Source organism: Actinoallomurus acanthiterrae (genome assembly GCF_054775715.1).
Map to the genome: position 1 here is coordinate 9,616,212 of NZ_BAAHCO010000001.1, position 18,954 is coordinate 9,635,165.

The window sequence follows — 18,954 nt, forward strand, 5'->3', positions numbered from 1 at the left end:
GGGACGCCACATCCTGCGGACCCGGCCGCCGGCGGTACGCCGCCCGACCGGTCCGGCCGCACGCCGCGGCGACGGGCCGTGGACGGCACCCGCGCTCTGCGGCCTATTGGAGCGTCGCGCCCGCCTTGCGGTACGTCTGCCGCGCCAGCCGCTCGGCCTCCGCACGGGTGGCGTTCAGGCCGCCTACCTGGCAGGACGCGAGGTATCCGGCACCGACGAAGTCGACCTCCCATACGCGCAGCCGCACGGCGCCGGAGGTCTCGTCCGTCTCGCGGACCCGTCCGCCCTCCCCGATGGCGTACGGATCGTCCGCGACGATCGTCGCGGTGGTCGAGGTCCCGCCGACATTCGTCTTGACCGATCGGCAGGTCTTCGGGAGCGCCTGGGTGACGAACCGTCTCGTCTGCGCGTCGGAGGACGCGGAGAGCAGAACGGTGGAGAACGTCTGACCTTGGCCGAATGACAGGAACGCGATCGGTGTCCGCCCGACCGCCCCGCGGCCTGCCAGGCCGTGGGCCATGCAACCCGGCGCGGGGGTGACGGCGGCCGCGGAGGGGCTGGATTCCCCAAGCCGGGAGAGCACCGTGTCGGCGGCACCGCTCTCGCTCTTGACGTTCGTGGCGTCCGCGGGCGGCTTGATCAAGGCACGTTCGAGCTGCTCGGCCGTGTAACGCACGCTCGGCGAGACGGAGACGGAGGCGGATGGTCGGGCCGGGGGCGACCCGGCCTTCGGTCCATCGTGGTGCCCGCCGCCATCGCAACCGGCCTGCGTCATCATCGCCGTCGCGGCGATGATGACGGTAGCCGCGGCCTTCGTCCTCATCACTCGCCCCCTCGCCCGCCGAGCGCGTCCCACAAGAGGACGCGCCGACGTCCGGCGGGGTTGCCCGGTCCTAGGCCGGGGTGTCGAGCGTCCAGTCGATCTCGGGCAGGCCGGCGTCGGCCAGGGCCTTGTTGACCGCGCTGAAGGGGCGGCTGCCGAGGAAACCCCGAGGGTTCATCGGGCTGGGGTGCCCGGCCTCGAACACGACGTGCTGCGCGCCGGTGACGAGGTCGCGCTTCTTGCGCGCGTAGGCGCCGAACAGCACGAACACCACACGCTCGCTCTTGGCGTCCAGCGCGCGGATCACGGCGTCGGTGAACTCCTCCCAGCCCTTCCCTCCGTGGGAGCCCGCCTTGCCGCCGCGGACGGTCAGCACCGCGTTGAGCAGCAGCACGCCCCGCTCGGCCCACGGAGTCAGGTCTCCGGTGGACGGGACCGGGACGCCGAGGTCCTCGTGGAGCTCCTTGAAGACGTTGCGCAGCGACGGCGGGATGCGCACCCCCGGCCGCACGCTGAAGCTCAGCCCGTGCGCCTGGCCGGCCCCGTGGTAGGGGTCCTGGCCGAGAATGAGCACCCGGGCGTCGTCGGGCGCGCACAGGCGGAAGGCGCTGAACAGGTCGGGCAACGGCGGGTAGACGGTGCCCGCGTCGTACTCGGCGGCCACGAAGTCGCCGAGACGGCGGGTCGCGTCGGGGTCGAGCAGCGGCTCGACGCGCTCGCGCCAGGCGTCGGGAAGGAGCTCCAGCAGGTCGATGGACATGCGCCGCAACCTAACACCACCCAGGGACGGATTCCGGTGATCTCCCGCGCCGTCAGAGGCGCTCGGCGCGCGCCGGGGGGCCTGGCGCCTCCTCGTCGTCCACCGTCTGGAAGCGCAGGACGGTGGCGAGGAGGAAGCCGCGTACGATCCGCTCGTCGGCCGGCGGCAGGTGGTCGAGCATAGGCTCCATGTGGCTGCCCGCCGCGTCCTCGGCCTGCTCGAGCTGCCGGCGGCCCGTCTCGGTCAGCCCGAGGCGGACGAGGCGGCGGTCGGAGACGTCGCGCCGCCGTTCGATCCAGCCCGAGCGCTCGAGGTGGTCGACCGTGTGGTTGAGTGTCGAGGGGGCGACTCCGCAGCGTTTGGCGAGCTCCCGCTGGGTGAGCGCCGACCCGCGTTCGAGGGAGGCGAGCACGGCCAGGCCGTGGGGGGTGAGGCCGTAGCTTCCCATGAGGCGTTGCCAGCGCATGGCGACGACGTGGCCGGCGACGGCCAGCAGGCGGGACAGCGACATGCGTTCGAGGTCGGCCTCAGAGGTGCGCACGGCACACATTCTCCGTGCTCGGGGCTCATAGGGCCAGCGGGATCGGGAGCCGTAGAGGTCTGCGGAGGGGGCCCGGCGAGGGCCGGGAAGAGCGGGGGTAGCTTTGACGCCGAACGATTCACGATCGAACGAACCGCTCTGGAACCCTCGATGACCTTGCGCTCGGCTCCTCTCCTGCCCGCGTCCGCGACCGGCTCGCCCGGGCGTCGCCGGTGGCTGGGAATGGTGGTCATCAGCCTCGGGGTCTCGCTGATCATCGTCGACGCGACGATCGTCAACGTCATGCTCCCCAGGGTCGTCGGCGATCTGCGGCTGACCACGACCGGCGCCGAGTGGATCACCTCGATCTACTCGCTGGTGTTCGCGGCGCTGCTGATCCCGTTCGGGAGGGCCGGCGACGCGTACGGCCGGCGCAGGATGCTCGTCCTCGGCACCGTGGTGTTCGTCGCGGCGAGCCTCCTCGCCGCCCGCTCCGGAAGCGGCGCCGAACTGGTCGCGTCCCGGCTCGTGCAGGGCGTCGGCGCGTCGATGATCCTCCCGGCGGCGCTCTCCACGGTGACGGCCGTGTTCACGGGGCGGGACCGGGCGGTCGCGTTCGGGATCTGGGGGGCGCTCATCGGGGGCATGGCCGCGCTGGGTCCGCTGCTCGGCGGCTGGCTCGCGACGTCGTACGGCTGGCGGTGGGCGTTCGGCGTGAACGTTCCGCTCGGCGCGGCGATCGTCGTCGGCACGCTGCTGCTCGTCCCCGAGACACGCGATCCGGCGGTCCGCCGCGTCGGCGACTGGCCGGGCACGGTGCTGAGCACGGCCGGCCTCGCGGGCGTCGTCTTCGCGCTGATCGAGGGGCAGCGGTACGGCTGGTGGTCGGCCACCCGCCTGTTCTCCGCCGGTCCGGTCCACTGGCCCGGCGGCGGGATCTCGCCGATCCCGGTGGCCCTGGCGGGCGGGGTCCTCGCGCTGGTCGCGCTGGTCGCCGTCGAGCGAGCGCGGGCGGCGGCGGGGCGGCCGGTGGTCCTGGACCTCTCGCTGTTCCGCATCCCCGACTTCCGGCGCGGCAACGCGGCGGCCTCGCTGATCAGCGTCGGCGAGCTGGGGCTGATGTTCGTGCTGCCGCTGTTCCTCCAGGACGTGCACGGCAACTCCCCCCTGCAGGTGAGCGTGGCGATCCTGCCGCTGGCCGTGGGGACGTTCGTCGCCGGCGGGCTGTCGGCGCGCCTGTCGCGGCGTCTCGGCGCGGCGCGGATGCTGCAGGCCGGCATGGCCCTGGAGGTGGCCGCGGCGGCGTTGATCGGCCTGACCACGCGCGCGGACACCACGGGGTTCCAGCTGGCGCCGTGGATGCTGGTGTACGGCATCGGCCTGGGCCTGACGACGGGGCAGCTCACCCGGATCGTGCTGCGCGACGTCCCGTCCGCCAGCGCGGGTCTCGCCTCCGGGACCCAGTCGACGGCGCGCCAGGTCGGGTCGGCGCTGGGGATCGCGCTGATCGGCGCGGTGTTCGCGGTCGGGCTGAGCCACGCGATGACGGCGCGGCTGCGCGACGCGGGGCTGCCGGCCGGGCGGGGCGCGGCGTACGCCGAGCGGTTGCGCGACAGCGCGGGCACCTTCGCCCGTGACCTGCGCCACGAGGATCCCCGGCTGTCCCGGGCCGCCGACGAGAGCCTGGCCGTCGCGACCGACCGCGCGGCCTTCGCCACGGCGGGCCTGCTGGCCGTCGGTCTGCTGCTGACCCTGAGGCTGCGTCGCGGCGCCGATCCGGATCGGGAAGAATCACCCGCATGATCATCGGCTCCGAGAAAGGTCGATAGTGGCGACCCTCTCCCAGTGGGTCGCCGGGTCGCGACCCCGAACCCTTCCCAACTCCATCGTTCCCGTCGCCGTCGGCACCGGCGTGGCGATCGGTTATGACCACTTCGTGTGGTGGCGGGCGCTGCTGGCGCTGTTCGTCTCCCTGCTGCTGCAGATCGGGGTGAACTACGCCAACGACTACAGCGACGGCATCCGCGGCACCGACGAGGTCCGGGTCGGGCCGATGCGGCTGGTCGGCCAGAAGGTCGCGCCGCCGAAGCAGGTGCTCGCCGCGGCGTTCGGCTGCTTCGCGCTCGCCGCGGTGGCCGGGCTCGTGCTCGCCGCGGTCACGAGCTGGTGGCTCATCCTGATCGGCGCGGTGGCGATCGCGGCGGCGTGGTTCTACACCGGGGGCTCGCGCCCGTACGGCTACCGGGCGCTGGGCGAGCTGTCGGTCTTCGTGTTCTTCGGTCTCGTCTCCGTGGTCGGCACGGCGTACGTGCAGCTGGAGAGCCTGCCGTGGGCGGCGTGGGTGGCCTCGATTCCGGTCGGGCTGCTCTCGTGCTCGATGCTCGTCGTGAACAACCTGCGCGACATCCCCACGGACACCGCGTCCGGCAAGCGCACCCTCGCGGTGCTGCTCGGCGACCGGCGTACGCGCCTGCTGTACACCGGGTGCGACGTCGCGGCGTTCCTGTCCGTGGTCATCGTCGCGTTCTCGCGGCCGTGGGCGGTGCTGGCGCTGGTGTCGGCACTGTTGGCGATCGCGCCCAACCGCCGGGTGCTGCGGGGCGCGAAGGGGCCCGCGCTGATCGCCGTGCTCGGTGAGACCGGCCGCCTGCAGATCATCTTCGGCGCGCTCTTCGCGCTCGGACTGGCCCTCTAGACGGGATTCGCGGCCGGGCGCTCCGCATCCGTGACCCATGTCACACGGCCAGGGGAATAGTTGAAGCTTCAACCAGCGTTCTGGCCTGGCGTCGGTGGAACGATCCACCGGACCTGTCGAAGGAGGAGTGACCGTGAGCGACCTGCTGAGCATCGACCCCACCACCCAGGACCTGTTGTTCCGCGAGGCACGTACGGCGAACGCTTTCACCGACGAACCGGTGTCGGAGGAGCAGGTGCGCGCCATCTACGACCTCGTCAAGTGGGCGCCCACCGCGATGAACACCCAGCCCCTGCGCGTCGTGCTGGTACGCACCCCCGAGGCCCGTGAGCGCCTCGTGACGCACATGGCCGAGGGCAACAAGGCCAAGACCGCGGCGGCGCCGCTGGTGGCGATCCTCGCCGCCGACAGCGACTTCCACGAGCACCTACCAACGATGTTCCCCCACAAGCCGGACGCCAGGGACGGCCTGCACGGCGTGCCGGAGGTCCGTTCCAGGATGGCCGGGTTCAACGGCGCGATCCAGGTCGGCTACTTCATCGTCGGCGTGCGCGCCGCCGGGCTGGCGGCCGGGCCGATGGCCGGCTTCGACGCCGAGGCGGTCGCCAAGGAGTTCTTCCCGGGCGGTGGCCACCAGGTGCTGGCCGTCGTGAACATCGGCAGGCCCGGCCCGAACGCCTGGTTCCCGCGCAACCCGCGCCTGGAGTACGACCAGGTGGTCACCACCGTCTGACCTCTCGGGCGGCGGCGGCCCGGCCTCTCAGGTGAGGCCCGCCGCCCGGCAGGCCGCCGCGACCTTCGGGGTGCAGATGGCGGGCACGGTCCAGAACCCGTCCTTCACCACCGTCTCCCGGATGTTGGACCGGTCGACGGCGACCGGGCTGATGATCGAAGCGGACACGGAATGGCCGGTCGCGTTGGAGACGGTGCGGTTGGACGGCGGCCGCTTCCCGGAGCCGAGGGCGACCGCCGCCCGGACGGCGTTCGCCGCCTCCTGCCTGATCGGCTTGTACACCGTCATCGTCTGGGTGCCCAGGAGGATCCGCTGGACGGCCTCGAGCCCGGCGTCCTGGCCGGTGAGCGGCGTGCCCCGCCGGACCCCGGTCTCGCGCATCGCCACGCTGACGCCACCGGCCATGGTGTCGTTGGCACAGTAGACGCCCACGATGCGAGCCGGGCCGAGCATCATGAAGGCAGCGGACGCCTCGGCCGCCGCGAGATCGGGCCGCCAGTCCGGGGTGTCGTACGACCGGGCGATCTTGACCTTGCCCCGGAGCACCGACAGTGCCCCCTTCTTGAACTCGGCGGCGTTCGGGTCGGTCGGCGAACCGTTGATCATCACCGTGTCGCCGCGCCTCGGATGGCCGCCCTTCTTGATGGCGGCGAGCAGCGCCCGGCCCTGTTCCCGGCCGACCTGCACGTTGTCGAACGAGGTGTAGGCGTCCACCGGCCCGGCGGGAAGGCGATCGTACGCAACGATCTTCACTCCCCTCCGGTGCGCCCTGGTCACCGCCGCCGCGACCGCCTTGTCGTCGACGGGGTCGAGGATGATGACCTTCGCACCATTGACGATCATCATGTCGATCTGCTGGAGCTGCAGGTCCACCGCGTCGTTCGCGAGGCCGATGAGGAACCGGCACTTCGGGCACTGCGCGGCGAGCTCCTCCTGGACGTAGCGGCGATCGCGGTCGGTGCGCCCGCCCCCTCCCGGCAGCAGCAGACCGACCGCGAAGCCGCGCTCGGCGGAGGCGGACGCGAAGGCGCCGAGATCCCGGCCCTGTTCGACGCTTCCACAGGCGGCCGTCCCGCACAGCGCGCCGAGCGCGACGGCGCCGCCAACGAGTCGTGCTCTCATCACGCCCCCGAACACCGGCGCCGCCCGGTCCGACGCGCCCCGGTCCGAAAAGACATCCCCGCAGGTCACAAGCGTACGCACCTCGTCGCCACGGTTGGGCACCCCACCCTCGGCCCACGCCCACCGGCTCGCTTCTGCGAGGAGCCCGAGCACCGGTCTCGCGTATTTGCGAGCGACACGGAGGGTGATTTGTCGCTTCTGCGGCGTCTACACTGATCTACGTGACGGCGTTCCGGATCAGCGAGGTCGCGTCCCTGCTCGGCGTCAGCGCCGACACGGTGCGCAGGTGGATCGACTCCGGAAGACTGCCGGCACGGCGCGACGAGCAGGGCCACCGGATCGTCTCGGGAGCCGATCTGGCGGCCTTCGTCCGCTCCCCCGCCGACCGGAACGGCACGGCGCCGTCCTCGGCCCGCAACCGGCTGCGCGGCATCGTCACCGAGGTCGTACGCGACGGGGTGATGGCACAGGTCGAGATCCAGGCCGGGCCGTTCCGCGTCGTGTCCCTGATGAGCCGGGAGGCGGCCGACGAGCTCGGCCTGGAACCCGGCGTGGTCGCCGTGGGAGTCGTCAAGTCCACCAACGTCGTGGTGGAGCTGCCCCAGTGACAGGCCGCCGGGCGCCGTGGATGCTGGTGCTGCCGGCGCTCCTCGGCCTCGCCTTCCTGGTCCTCCCCCTCGCCGGTCTGCTGGTACGCGCGCCGTGGTCCACGCTCGGCACCCGCCTGGCCCGGCCCGAGATCCTCGACGCCCTCCGGCTGTCACTGCTCAGCGCGACGCTCGCGACCCTGCTCTGCCTGCTCGTCGGGGTCCCTCTGGCCTGGGTGCTGGCCCGGGTGGACTTCCCCGGCCGGCGGCTGGTCCGCGCGCTCGTCACCGTCCCGCTCGTGCTCCCGCCGGTGGTCGGCGGCGTCGCCCTGCTGCTCGCCCTCGGGCGCAACGGCCTGGCCGGGCGCTGGCTGGACCACTGGTTCGGCGTGACGCTGCCCTTCACGACCGCGGGCGTCGTGGTGGCCGAGGCGTTCGTGGCCCTGCCGTTCCTGGTGATCAGCGTGGAGGGCGCGGTCCGCGCCGCCGACCTGCGCTATGAGGACGCCGCGGCGACGCTCGGCGCGACCCGGTGGACGACGTTCCGCCGCGTCACCCTGCCCCTGATCGCGCCGGGGGTGGGCGCGGGGGCCGTGCTGTGCTGGGCGCGGGCGCTCGGGGAGTTCGGCGCCACGATCACCTTCGCCGGAAACTTCCCGGGCCGTACGCAGACGATGCCGCTCGCGGTCTACCTGGCGCTGGAGAACGACCCGCAGTCCGCGATCGTGCTCAGCCTCGTGCTGCTGGCAGTCTCGGTGATCGTGCTGACCGGGCTCCGGGGACGATGGGTCTCGTGATCGACGCCCGTCTCGTCGTACGGCAGGGAGCCTTCACCCTCGACCTGGCGCTGACCGCCGCGCCGGGCGAGGTCGTCGCGCTGCTGGGCCCGAACGGCGCGGGCAAGACCACGGCGCTGCGCGCGCTCGCCGGCCTGACTCCCCTGTCGGAGGGGCACATCGACGTCGACGGGAAGCCGTGGCACGACCGGCCCGCCGAGCGCCGCCCGGTCGGCGTCGTGTTCCAGGACTACCTCCTCTTCCCGCACCTGTCCGTGCTGGAGAACGTCGCATTCGGACCTCGCTGCCAGGGCATGCGCCGGCACGAGGCGCGGCGGCTGGCCGCGGAGTGGCTGGACCGGGTCGGCCTCGCCGACCAGGCCGCCCGCAAGCCGCGCACCCTGTCGGGCGGGCAGGCGCAGCGGGTCGCGCTGGCCCGCGCGCTGGCCGTACGGCCCCGGCTGCTGCTGCTCGACGAGCCGCTGTCCGCCCTGGACGCGCACACCCGGCTCGGCGTCCGCGCCGGGCTGCGCCGCCATCTCGCCGACTTCGAGGGGACCGCCGTCCTGGTCACCCACGACCCCCTCGACGCGATGGCCCTGGCCGACCGGCTCGTCGTGATCGAGAACGGGAGCGTCGTGCAGGAGGGCGCCCCGGCGCACGTTGCCCGCCACCCGCGGACCGACTACGTGGCCCGCCTCGTCGGCCTCAACCTCTACCGGGGGACGGCCCGCGGCCACACCGTCGCCCTCGAGGGCGTGCGCTTCGACGCGGCGGAGGCCCTGGACGGCGAGGTCTTCCTGGCGTTCCCGCCGTCGGCCGTCGCGCTGTTCCGTACGCGCCCCGACGGCAGCCCGCGCAACCTCTGGCAGGCGACGGTCGGCGGCTTCGAACCCCACGCCGACCAGATACGGATCTACCTGGAGGGTCCGGTTCGCGCTGCCGCCGACGTGACGCCCACCGCGCTGGCCGAGCTCCGCCTGGCCGAGGGGGACCCGGTGTGGGCGGCGGTCAAGGCCGCCGAGACGCACGCATATCCGGCCTGACGGCGACGCGCGCATATCTGCGCCGACGGCGCGTTGTGCCCGGTAATAGTGGATGGGCCGCCCTAAAGTGGCCCGCATGCCCCCCAAGCCAAGCGTCGCTGCCTTCCTCGCGGTCGCCCTGGCGCTGGCCGGATGCGGCGTCGCCTCCGGCGACGAGCGCTTCACGCTGAAGGTGCTCGCCGCGTCCTCGCTGACCGAGGCGTTCGAGGAGCTCGGTACGGCGTACAACGCGGCCGACCGGCGCGTGACCGTGCGGTTCGAGTTCGCCGGCTCGCAGGATCTCGCGATGGACGTCGGGGACCGTGAGTCGGCCGACGTGCTGGCCACCGCCGACGGGGCGTCGATGGACCCGGTGGCGACGAAGGTCTCCGGCCGCCGTCTGTTCGCCTACAACTCCATGACCATCGCCGTCGCCCCCGGCAATCCCCGGCACGTCCAGGGGCTCGCCTCGCTCGCCGACCGCCGGCTGCGCGTCGTCCTGGGCGGGCCGATCGTCCCGGTGGGCCGCTACGCCGCGCAGGTCCTGGCCAAGGCGGGCGTCACGGTACGGCCGAGGTCGGAGGAGGCCGACGCGCGCACGGTGCTCACCAAGGTCCGTACGGGCGAGGCCGACGCGGGCATCGTCTACGTGACCGACATGCGGTCGGCCGGGATCTCGGCGAGCAGCGTCCCGATCCCGGCGCAGCAGAACGTCACCGCCACCTACTTCGCCGCCGCCGTACGCGCCGGCGCCCACCGGACGGCCGCGAAGGCGTTCGTCGCCTGGCTCGGCTCCCCCACTGCCAAGACGATCCTGCGTAAGTACGGCTTCCCGACTCCGTGACCCAGGCGTAAAAACCCCCGGATAGCCTTAACCGGAAATAGTCCTGTTAAGGAGCGTGAAGTGGCCGGAGAGTCATCGCAGCGGCGCGAGTCCCCCGCCCCGCCGCGGAAGGACCCGAAGAAGCCCTGGCGCTCCGAGGGCGTCCCCGACGGGCAGCGCCCGCAGCCGCCCGGCCAGGGACGGCTGCGGCCGCCGAACCGCCTGTGGATCTTCTGGCTGCTGCTCGCGCTGATCTTCGGGTCGAGCTACCTGTCGGCGTTCATGTCCGGCCAGAAGGCCGAGATCACGGTCCCGTACACCGAGTTCACCAAGCAGGTGCAGGCCGGGAACGTCAAGGACATCTACACCAAGGGCTTCTCCATCCAGGGAGAGCTGAAGGGCTCGCAGCCGCAGCCCGACGGCAAGGGCAAGAAGTACCGCGACTTCCGGACCGAACGGCCCTCCTTCGCCCAGGACCAGGTCTACGCCGACATGGTGGCCAAGGGCGTGGTCATCCAGGCCAAGCCGATCAACGAGCCGCGCGGACTCCTCTCCAGCCTCGTGATGTCCCTGCTGCCCACGCTGCTGTTCGTCGGCCTGTGGGTGGCCGCGATGGTGTGGATCTCCCGGCGGGCCGGTGGCGGTGGGGGTGTCCTGGGCAGCCTGAAACGGACGCCGAAGCCGGTCGCCGCCGACGCCAAGCGGGCGACCTTCGAGGACGTCGCCGGCATCGACGAGGTCGAGAACGAGCTGACCGAGGTCGTCGACTTCCTCAAGCACCCGGACAAGTACCGGCGGCTCGGCGCGAAGATCCCGCGCGGAGTGCTCCTGACCGGCCCGCCCGGCACCGGCAAGACGCTGCTCGCGCGCGCCGTCGCCGGTGAGGCGGACGTCCCCTTCTACTCCGCCGCCGCCTCGGAGTTCGTCGAGATGGTGGTCGGCGTGGGCGCGGCCCGCGTACGCGAGCTGTTCGAGGAGGCGCGCAAGACGGCCCCGTCGATCATCTTCATCGACGAGATCGACACGATCGGCCGGGCGCGCGGCGCCGGCAGCTTCGGCGGGAACGACGAGCGCGAGCAGACGCTCAACCAGATCCTCACGGAGATGGACGGGTTCAGCGGGTCGGAGGGCGTCGTCGTCATCGCCGCGACGAACCGCCCGGACGTGCTGGACGCCGCCCTGCTGCGCCCGGGACGGTTCGACCGCCAGATCGCCGTCTCCCCGCCCGACCTGGACGGCCGGGTGCAGATCCTGAAGGTGCACACCAAGGGCTTGCCGCTCGCCCCGGACGCCGACCTGATCGCGATCGGCAAGATGACGCCGGGCATGACCGGCGCCGACCTGGCCAACCTCGTCAACGAGGCGGCGCTGCTGGCGGTCAAGCGCGAGCGCGACACGATCGGCCGGACGGAGTTCACCTCCGCGCTGGACAAGGTGCAGCTCGGCACCGCGCGCGGCATCGTGATCCCCGAGGAGGAGCGCCGCCGCACCGCGTACCACGAGTCCGGGCACGCGGTGCTGGGCATGCTGTTCCCCGGCGCGGACCCGGTCCGCAAGATCACGATCGTGCCGCACGGGCGGGCGATGGGCGTGACGGTGTCGACCCCTGAGGGCGACCGGTACGCCTACGACCGCGACTACCTGCGCGGCCGGATCATCGGCGCGCTCGGCGGGATGGCCGCCGAGGACGTCGTCTTCGGCGTCGTCACGACGGGCGCGGAGAGCGACCTGGAGCAGGTGACGCGGATCGCCCGCTCGATGGTCGGCCGGTGGGGCATGTCGGAGAAGGTCGGGCGGCTGTCGGTCCTGCCGTCGGACGGCGGGGACCCGGCCGGGGGGCAGTACCTCGCCCCGGAGACGCTGAACGCCGTCGACGAGGAGACCCGCCGGATCGTCGACGAGTGCTACGCCGAGGCCGTCCAGACGCTCCGCGAGAACCGCGGCAGGCTGGACGCCCTGACCGAGGCCCTGCTGGAGAAGGAGACTCTCGACGAGCTCGAGGCGTACGCCGCGGCCGGCGTCGACCGCCGCCCGGAGCCCACGGAAGTGGGTGCCTGACCCGGCTCGAGTAGGGGCCTGACCCGGCTCAGACGTGCAGCACCGAGACGTCGTATTTCTGCACCATCGCGTCGTGGGTTACCAGGGTCAGCCCCTCGGACTGTGCCTGCGCCACGAGCATCCGATCGAATGGATCCCGGTGGATGGAGGGCAGCCTTCCGGCGGCCATGGCATGGCGTGCCGTTATCGGAAGCTCCCGCAGGTCGCAGGCTGCCACCTGCTCCGGAATGTCGGCGGGTCCCAGCTTGCCGGTCGCCTGCTTGATCGCCAGCTCCCATATGCTCGCCGCACTCACGAAGACGTCAGGCTCCGTATCGATCTGGTCCTTGACCTCGTCCGCGAGCTCCGGCGCGTCGATCAACCACCAGAGGACGACATGCGTATCGAGCAGCAACCTCACGGCTAAAGTCCGAACTCTGCGGTGATAGCGGCGTTCGTCTCCTCGGAGTCCCAGTCGTCGGCAAGAACGAGTCTGCCGCGCAACGAGCCCCGTCCCTTGCGATGGACCTGAGCGGACAGAGGCACCACCTTGGCCACCGGCTTCCCCGCACGGCTGATGATGACCTCTTGGCCTGCCTCCACTCGGTCGATGATCCGGGACAGATGTGTCTTGGCCTCGTGGATGTTGTACTGCTCGTCCGTCCCCTTGGACATGAGCACCTCCCGCATGACCAGACTAAGTCTAGTCCGCTTAGCCAGAGAGTACGCTGACCTCGACCGCATCACGCGTTTCGAGCGAGATCCAGCAGCCCTCCGGCGGACGACGCCCTGGTCGGCTCAGAAGCCGTACTGGCGCTGCGGGTCGTCCGGGTGCCACTCCACGAGGACGGTCGTGGCGTCGTCGGCCAGGCGGCCGTGCTGGAAGTCGAGGATGGCGCGGTTCAGGCGGCGTAGCGTCTCGGAGGCGGGCATGCCGGCCGCGCTGTGCCGGATGACGAAGTCGCCAAGGCGCCGCACACCGAACTGCGTGCCGTCGGCGGCCCGCCCCTCGACGACACCGTCGGTGTAGAGCAGGAGGCGGTCGCCGGGCTGCAGGTGCTCGGTGTGGACGGGCGGGGGCGCCGCCAGGTCCAGGTCGTGCCGGTCCTCGGGCAGGCCGAGCGGCAGCCGCGGCCGGCGGAACAGCTCCTTGATCACCTTGTTGTCCCGAATCAGCAGCGGCGGCGGATGCCCGCAGGCGATCCAGCGGAACCGGCCGGTGGTGACGTCCAGGTCGCACAGCAGCGCGGTCGCGAACCGCGAGCCGCCGAACTGGCCCGCGATCGCGTGGTCGGCGCGGGCCACGAGGTCGGTGAGGTCGCCGCCGGCGCGCCGGGTGTTCCGGCAGCTGGCCATGGCCACGCTGGCGATCAGGCCGGCCGGCAGGTCGTGCCCGACGGCGTCGAACACCGCGAGGTGCAGGTTGTCGCCGAGCAACGAGTAGTCGTACGCGTCACCGCCCACCCCGTACACGGGTTCGATCGCGGCGGCGATGATGACGTCGTCCGTGGCGAACGTCGGCGGTGCCATGAACGCCCAGACCATCTCGGCCTGCAGGGCCATCTGCTGCGTCCGCCGTACGTGGGCGTGGGCGTCGCTGTAGGCGCTCTTGCTCACGACGACGAGCCCGGCGAGGGAGGCGAGCGTACGGCAGCGGTCGAGCGTCGCCTCGCTCACGTCGTCGACGATGAGCTCCAGGACGCCCAGCCGTTCGGTGCCGTCCATGAGGGGCAGCCACACGTGGTGCCGCCCGTCCGCGTCCGCGGCGCCGGGCTGGACCTCGATGGTCCGGAAGGCCCGACCGGCGAGGGTCGAGTCGATCGGCAGCTCCGGCGTGGGCCCATCGTCCGCTCCCGGCATGGCCCGCAGGTACTGCTGCCCGAGGTCGGCGAGGTAGATCGTGGCGCCCTGGACGCCGAAGGGCCGCGCGCACTCGGCCAGGGCGTCGGCGACGGCGCCCGGCCGGAGCAGATGCGACCGGCCCAGCAGCTCCGCGATGGCCTTCCCCGCCACTCCGTCCATCTCGTCGCTGCCGGGCCTCCGCGCGGTCGACGTCATCGCGGCCGACCTCCCCGGCAGACTCCGGTGCCCTCGGCCGCCGGATGCCTCCAGGCGGCGGCGTTCGGGCATGCGTGCTCACAGGATGCACAGGTCACGACAGGGAATCCCCTCAGGCACATGCGGGATGGACCAGAACCCGGTGGCCGCGTCGTGACCACATCGTCGGCCGCAGGCGGCGGCCGTGCCCAACGCCTACCCGCAGGACATTTGCGATAAACCGGTACGGTCGCCCACTGACGGTGCCGATGACTCGCAGGACACGCGGCGGGTCGAAGTGCACACGGATGCCCAACGGCGCGACAATGTTCGCCGCAGCGAACACTTCCCCCGTACGGAGTTCATCCTGTGGGCCTCGCCGACCTCGACAACGCCGATCTCGTCACGGGTCCTCCCGATGGCGATCAGGCTCTCTGGCTCGTGACGGACGACTGGGCACCGGAGCGCGAGGCCCTCGAATACGTCCAGCTCATGATCAAGGTGGCCGCGGCGCTGGCGCACGCCGAACGGCTCGGCGGGGAGGGACGCCGCTCGACCGTCCTCGTGCACAGCACCGGCGAGCCGCCCGGGAGCGTGCTGCAGTTCCTGTGGGATCGGGACATCGCGGCGACGATCGGCAGCGCCCTGCGCCCGCGCCCGGCCACCGGACGGCCGGCCCGCTTCCCCAACCTGCCCGACGGCACACCGGACCTGGCGACGCTCCAGGGCGCGAACGCCGACCGCTTCGCCGCCCAGCACGGCCTCGACGGCTCGGTCGAGTCCCTGGAACTCCTCGACGACGCGCTGGAAGAGCGGCGCCGCCTCCACGGCCTGCGCGCCGACGACGAGGACGAGAAGTTCACCGACGGCGACCTGACCGTCCTCGCCGGCGCGTACGCGGGCGAGGTGCTGCGGCGGCACACCCGGGAGGCCACCTGGTGGTTCGGGCCGCCAGGACGCTCGGGACCCCTGCACCTGCGAGCCGGCCTCGGCCACGGCACCCGCGTCGACGTCCTCGGCCGCGTCCGCGCCTACCTCCGACACGGCTCCCGCGAGTCCGTACACGTGCTGGTCGAAACGCTTCTCACCCGCCTCAACGCCTGAGGCACGTCGCGCCGGAGGAAAAGCCGTCGCTCACCGGCCGTGGATGGGAGTCGGCGTGCAACTCACCCGGGCGACCCGACCAACGTCACTCAGACGGAGCCGAGGTCGATCTCCACTGGGAAGGGGGCCAAAACCTTGACCACGCCGGTGAATACATCTCCATCCCGGTACACCCTGGTCGCCGGGTCCAGAACATAGGTGTACAGCAGCGGGACACCGGTAGGGGCCTGCTCGACCCTCCAGTAGAACGCGATGCCGGCCTTGGCATATTGGTCAACCTTCACGACCCGATCGGTGGTTTCCGAGCCCGGTGAGACCACTTCGACCACCAGTAGTACATGCTCGGGACGCGTCGGCGTGACATCGATCGTGTCCGCGCGGTACACGACGACATCCGGGCGGCGATTGGTGAGCGGCACGTCCTGCAGCCGAACGTCGAAGTCGGTGTCGGCGTTCCACTCCGGGCGCCCCGCGTCGTCCAAGGCGTTCGCCAGGATGCGAGCCAGGCGCTTGTGACGCTTGGACGCACTGGGACTCACGACGACCATCCCGTCTACGACTTCGATGCCCTCGCACTGCTCCTCGGGCCAGGAGTCGTACTGCTCCGCCGTGATCTGCTCATGCATCCATGCAGGAGCGATCATGTCGGCAGTCATGTCCTACCTCCTGAGCCTGCTCAGCGGACCCGGCCCTGACCAATAGGGTACTGTCTCCGGCCCGGCTCCGGATGGCCCCGCCGACTGGCCGGCACCGCCACGTACCGGCGCGCCAACGGCGCCATAAGGCCGGGACAAGTGGCCATGACATCTGCGTCGACCGGACGCGTCCGCGCCTATCTCCGGCACGGCTCCCGCGAGTCCCTGCACGCGCTGATCGAAACGCTGCTCACCCGCCTCAACGCCTGACCGCGCCCGGTGAAGGCCGAGTTCATCCCCGCAGGTCGCGGTCCAGGAACCAGGCGGTGATCTCGGCCGGGTACGTCTCGATCGTGACCAGCGTGTGCCCGTCGGAAGTGAAGGCGGCCACCAGGAGGCTCGGATCCTCCATCGGGCGTGTCCACAGCGCACGCCCCCGGCCGTCGATCACCGTGGCGGCCTCTTCCGAGGCGAACAGGGCGCGTGGCCCGTCCGGCGACCAGGTGATGGCCCGGCACGTTCCCTCGGCCGGCACGCGCCCGGTCGATCGCCCAACGAGTTCCACGCCGCCGTCGCCGCCGACGGCGACCGTGTCACCCTCCGGTGAAAGCACGAGCGGGCCGGCGCCGGGCAGGTCCGTACGGTGCCGGACCACCACCTCCCCGCCGGGCAGCCGGTGAATCAGGACGTCACCGTCCGGTCCGACGTAGGCGAGGCGGGCACCGGCGTGATCCAGCACGGCGCCTCCGGCGACGACCGTGGCCATGGTGAACATGACGTCGCCGCTTTCTCCGTCGGCCACCACGACGTTCCGTTCCACGGTCTCGTCCCATGGAGAGGCGGAACTCACGGCCACGATCAGCCTCCCGTCCCCGCTGAAGCCGATGTGGGAGTACCCCGCCCCCTCCGTGCCCGTCCGCCACGAGCCCGCGGCCCACAGTCGTTCCGGTCCCGGGACGCGCCAGACGATCACCTGCCGGTCGAACCTGCCCGCGACCGCGACGAGCGAGCCGTCCGGGCTGACGGCCACGTCCTCGCCCCAGCCGATGTAGTGATCGTCCTCTTGGACGCCGTCGGTCTCCCACGCTCCGGTCTCGGCGTCCAGCACCTCCAGCCCGCCGCTGGAGCTGTTGCCCTCGGCCTCAGAGACGAGCGCCGTCCAGCGCAGGTCCGGACTGGTCCCGATCGCGTTGAAGCCGCTGAAGAAACCCTCGTCACCCACGGCTGAGGTGCCATAGAACTCCTCGTACGCGTCGGGATCCGCCATGTCGCGCATCTCGAAGTCTCCGTGCAGGACGCGGTGGTCGGCCAGGAGAAAGCACGGCGCCCACTCGCCCCGGGAACGCCGCTCCCACCAGCGGTGCGGCATCGGGCGCCGACCCGGCCAGCCGGCCAACTCCTCGATCAGCGCCCGGACCTCGTCCTCCGGCAGGTCTTCGGCATGGCGGGTGATCTCGTCCCACGCCTCGAACTCGCGACCGTCGCCGGCCATGGCCTGCCACTGTTCGATCATCGGGCGAGCTTCCCCTCGTTCGCGCAGACCTGTCCGGGCAGACTCGCTGCGGCTTGCCCTGGCTGCCTGGCCTCGGGGCGTGCGCGCGACCCGCAAGAAGCACGACGGCCGCCAGATCCCCGCTGGGGCAGGCGGCCGGTCGTACGGCGATCAGAGGCCGAGCAGCGACTCGATGCCGATGGTGAGGCCGGGCATTTCGCCGACACGGCGGACGCCGAGCAGGACGCCCGGGCTGAAGGACTCGCGGCTCAGCGAGTCGTGCCGGATCGTCAACGTCTCGCCGTGCCCGCCCAGCAGCACCTCCTGGTGCGCGATCAGCCCGGACAGGCGGACGGCGTGCACGTGGACGCCGTCGACGTCCGCGCCCCGCGCGCCGTCCAGGCCGGTCGTGGTCGCGTCCGGGGACGGGCCGACACCGGCCTTCTCCCGCGCGGCCGTGACCAGCTCGGCGGTGCGCCGGGCAGTGCCGCTGGGGGCGTCCGCCTTGTTCGGGTGGTGCAGCTCCACGATCTCGACCGAGTCGAAGAACGGGGCCGCCTTCTGGGCGAAGTGCATCATGAGCACCGCGCCTACGGCGAAGTTGGGGGCGATCAGGATGTTGGTCCCCGGCCGCTCCGCCAGCCACCCGCGTACGGTGGCGAGCCGCTCGTCGTCGAACCCGGTCGTGCCCACGACCGCGTGCACGCCGTGCTCGGCCAGCCAGCGCAGGTTGTCCATGACCGCGTCGGGATGGGTGAAGTCGATGGCGACCTGTGCGGCCTCGAGGGGCTCCCGGGAGTCGCCGGCGTCCACCGCCGCGACGAGCTCGAGGTCGTCCGCGGCCTCGACCGCGCGGCACAGCTCGGCACCGACGCGCCCGCGCGCGCCCAGCACCCCGACTTTGATCATTCTTCGTTCCTCCTGCTCGTACGGGCCTCGCCGAGCCTATCGCCGACCGGGGGAAGCCCTCCTATCAGCACGTCGAGGAAGACCTCGAACCTCGGTGGCGGATCCGTCGGCGGACCGCCCTGCTCGTTCGCCAGCCACCCCAGCAGGGCGGTGCTGAAGACGTACCAGCACTGGACCGCGGGCTCGATGCCGGCCTCGGTGAAGACGTCGACGACCCGCCCCCGGAACCGCCGGTAGGCCGCCTCGGAGGTGTCGCCGTGGACATGCAGTGGGTTGGCCGCCCGGACCATCCTCGGGATCGGTTTCTTCAGCTATCCCTTCTTTCTGTCGCTGTACCTGGAGAACGTCCTCGGATACTCGGCCCTGCGCACGGGCGTGGCCGCCCTGCCGGTCTCGGTCGGCGTCCTCATCGGAGCGCAGCTCAGCGGGCGCTCGTCGAACAGGCACGGCGTACGGCCGGTCGCGGCGTTCGGATCGGCGGTGACGGCGATCGGCCTCCTGGGCCTCGCCGGGCTCGACGCCCACAGCGCCTACCTCACCGGCGTCTGCCTGCCGGGCGTGCTCGTGGGCCTGGGCACCGGACTGGCCATCACGCCGATCACGATGGCGGCCACGAGCGGCGTCCCGGCGACGTCGGCCGGGGTCGCGTCCGGCCTCTTCAACACGACACGACAGGTCAGCGGCGCCGTCGGCCTGGCCCTCCTGGCGACGGTCGCCGCCGCCCCCGGAGGGAACACGGACGCACAGGCGGCCGGCTACGCCAGGGCGTTCCTCGTCGCCGCCTGCTTCGCGGCACTCGCGGCTCTCAGCGCCCCGCTACTCCAGCGCGCGCAGCGGCAGTCGTCATGACACTCCTGGGGTAACCCCTTGTACTAT

The 18,954-nt window shown here is 71.9% G+C and carries 21 protein-coding genes; 10 read left to right on the forward strand and 11 right to left on the reverse strand.

The window, feature by feature from the left end; translation table 11 throughout:
- Positions 1–103: 103 nt before the first annotated feature.
- The 3 genes from ACYVF7_RS45245 to ACYVF7_RS45255 form a co-directional block, all read right to left on the reverse strand.
- On the reverse strand, positions 104–823 hold the full coding sequence (locus tag ACYVF7_RS45245; protein WP_460352140.1) for a hypothetical protein: 720 nt from the start codon (positions 821–823) through the stop codon (positions 104–106).
- A gap of 70 nt (positions 824–893) precedes the next feature.
- On the reverse strand, positions 894–1,583 hold the full coding sequence (gene ung, locus ACYVF7_RS45250) for a uracil-DNA glycosylase (RefSeq protein ID WP_460352141.1): 690 nt from the start codon (positions 1,581–1,583) through the stop codon (positions 894–896).
- A 52-nt stretch (positions 1,584–1,635) separates the two neighbouring features.
- Entirely contained in the window at positions 1,636–2,124 is a 489-nt protein-coding gene (locus ACYVF7_RS45255) for a MarR family winged helix-turn-helix transcriptional regulator (RefSeq protein ID WP_460352142.1), read from the reverse strand.
- A 150-nt stretch (positions 2,125–2,274) separates the two neighbouring features.
- Between ACYVF7_RS45255 and ACYVF7_RS45260 the strand changes: the two genes are divergently transcribed.
- The 3 genes from ACYVF7_RS45260 (at position 2,275) to ACYVF7_RS45270 (ending at position 5,531) form a co-directional block, all read left to right on the forward strand.
- Complete coding sequence (locus ACYVF7_RS45260) at positions 2,275–3,906, forward strand: MFS transporter (protein WP_460352143.1); 1,632 nt, start codon at positions 2,275–2,277, stop codon at positions 3,904–3,906.
- A 25-nt stretch (positions 3,907–3,931) separates the two neighbouring features.
- Positions 3,932–4,798, forward strand: a complete 867-nt coding sequence (locus ACYVF7_RS45265) for a 1,4-dihydroxy-2-naphthoate polyprenyltransferase (RefSeq protein ID WP_460352144.1) — start codon at positions 3,932–3,934, stop codon at positions 4,796–4,798.
- Positions 4,799–4,931: 133 nt separating this feature from the next.
- Positions 4,932–5,531 (forward strand): malonic semialdehyde reductase, encoded by a 600-nt coding sequence (locus ACYVF7_RS45270; protein ID WP_460352145.1) that lies wholly within the window; start codon positions 4,932–4,934, stop codon positions 5,529–5,531.
- A gap of 27 nt (positions 5,532–5,558) precedes the next feature.
- Here the strand turns inward: ACYVF7_RS45270 and ACYVF7_RS45275 are convergent, their stop codons facing one another.
- Positions 5,559–6,653, reverse strand: a complete 1,095-nt coding sequence (locus ACYVF7_RS45275; protein ID WP_460352146.1) for a sugar ABC transporter substrate-binding protein — start codon at positions 6,651–6,653, stop codon at positions 5,559–5,561.
- A 221-nt stretch (positions 6,654–6,874) separates the two neighbouring features.
- Between ACYVF7_RS45275 and ACYVF7_RS45280 the strand changes: the two genes are divergently transcribed.
- From ACYVF7_RS45280 to ftsH, 5 genes are all read left to right on the forward strand, one after another.
- Positions 6,875–7,261, forward strand: coding sequence for a TOBE domain-containing protein (locus ACYVF7_RS45280; protein ID WP_460352147.1), 387 nt, complete (start codon positions 6,875–6,877; stop codon positions 7,259–7,261).
- A gap of 20 nt (positions 7,262–7,281) precedes the next feature.
- Entirely contained in the window at positions 7,282–8,037 is a 756-nt protein-coding gene (locus tag ACYVF7_RS45285; protein ID WP_460358470.1) for an ABC transporter permease, read from the forward strand.
- Positions 8,025–9,062 carry an ABC transporter ATP-binding protein gene (locus ACYVF7_RS45290; protein WP_460352148.1) on the forward strand — a complete coding sequence of 346 codons (1,038 nt, stop codon included), beginning with the start codon at positions 8,025–8,027 and terminating at the stop codon, positions 9,060–9,062. Before ACYVF7_RS45285 ends, ACYVF7_RS45290 begins: the two co-directional genes overlap by 13 nt.
- A gap of 76 nt (positions 9,063–9,138) precedes the next feature.
- Positions 9,139–9,885 (forward strand): molybdate ABC transporter substrate-binding protein, encoded by a 747-nt coding sequence (modA, locus tag ACYVF7_RS45295; protein ID WP_460352149.1) that lies wholly within the window; start codon positions 9,139–9,141, stop codon positions 9,883–9,885.
- Between the two features lie 60 nt (positions 9,886–9,945).
- The gene (ftsH, locus tag ACYVF7_RS45300; protein WP_460352150.1) at positions 9,946–11,922 is read left to right on the forward strand and encodes an ATP-dependent zinc metalloprotease FtsH; all 1,977 of its coding nucleotides are present in this window, start codon (positions 9,946–9,948) and stop codon (positions 11,920–11,922) included.
- 28 nt (positions 11,923–11,950) lie between these two features.
- Here ftsH and ACYVF7_RS45305 read toward each other — a convergent pair whose 3' ends face one another.
- The 3 genes from ACYVF7_RS45305 to ACYVF7_RS45315 all read right to left on the reverse strand — a co-directional run bounded on the left by ACYVF7_RS45305 (position 11,951) and on the right by ACYVF7_RS45315 (position 13,959).
- Positions 11,951–12,322, reverse strand: coding sequence for a type II toxin-antitoxin system VapC family toxin (locus tag ACYVF7_RS45305; RefSeq protein ID WP_460352151.1), 372 nt, complete (start codon positions 12,320–12,322; stop codon positions 11,951–11,953).
- A gap of 2 nt (positions 12,323–12,324) precedes the next feature.
- Positions 12,325–12,576, reverse strand: a complete 252-nt coding sequence (locus tag ACYVF7_RS45310) for a type II toxin-antitoxin system Phd/YefM family antitoxin (protein WP_460352152.1) — start codon at positions 12,574–12,576, stop codon at positions 12,325–12,327.
- 123 nt (positions 12,577–12,699) lie between these two features.
- The gene (locus ACYVF7_RS45315; protein WP_460352153.1) at positions 12,700–13,959 is read right to left on the reverse strand and encodes a PP2C family protein-serine/threonine phosphatase; all 1,260 of its coding nucleotides are present in this window, start codon (positions 13,957–13,959) and stop codon (positions 12,700–12,702) included.
- Positions 13,960–14,307: 348 nt separating this feature from the next.
- On the opposite strand from ACYVF7_RS45315, the gene ACYVF7_RS45320 reads away from it, so the two are divergent.
- Positions 14,308–15,042, forward strand: coding sequence for a hypothetical protein (locus tag ACYVF7_RS45320; protein WP_460352154.1), 735 nt, complete (start codon positions 14,308–14,310; stop codon positions 15,040–15,042).
- 89 nt (positions 15,043–15,131) lie between these two features.
- Here the strand turns inward: ACYVF7_RS45320 and ACYVF7_RS45325 are convergent, their stop codons facing one another.
- The 4 genes from ACYVF7_RS45325 to ACYVF7_RS45340 all read right to left on the reverse strand — a co-directional run bounded on the left by ACYVF7_RS45325 (position 15,132) and on the right by ACYVF7_RS45340 (position 18,368).
- Positions 15,132–15,698, reverse strand: coding sequence for a Uma2 family endonuclease (locus tag ACYVF7_RS45325; RefSeq protein WP_460352155.1), 567 nt, complete (start codon positions 15,696–15,698; stop codon positions 15,132–15,134).
- Positions 15,699–15,969: 271 nt separating this feature from the next.
- A complete protein-coding gene (locus tag ACYVF7_RS45330) occupies positions 15,970–17,190 on the reverse strand; it encodes a WD40 repeat domain-containing protein (protein WP_460352156.1) in 1,221 nt (406 codons plus the stop codon).
- A gap of 150 nt (positions 17,191–17,340) precedes the next feature.
- Positions 17,341–18,078 carry a 4-hydroxy-tetrahydrodipicolinate reductase gene (gene dapB, locus ACYVF7_RS45335; RefSeq protein WP_460352157.1) on the reverse strand — a complete coding sequence of 246 codons (738 nt, stop codon included), beginning with the start codon at positions 18,076–18,078 and terminating at the stop codon, positions 17,341–17,343.
- Positions 18,075–18,368, reverse strand: a complete 294-nt coding sequence (locus ACYVF7_RS45340) for a hypothetical protein (protein ID WP_460352158.1) — start codon at positions 18,366–18,368, stop codon at positions 18,075–18,077. Before ACYVF7_RS45340 ends, dapB begins: the two co-directional genes overlap by 4 nt.
- Here ACYVF7_RS45340 and ACYVF7_RS45345 point away from each other — a divergent pair.
- A complete protein-coding gene (locus ACYVF7_RS45345; protein WP_460352159.1) occupies positions 18,352–18,927 on the forward strand; it encodes an MFS transporter in 576 nt (191 codons plus the stop codon). The genes ACYVF7_RS45340 and ACYVF7_RS45345 overlap by 17 nt on opposite strands.
- The last annotated feature ends 27 nt before the right edge of the window (positions 18,928–18,954 follow it).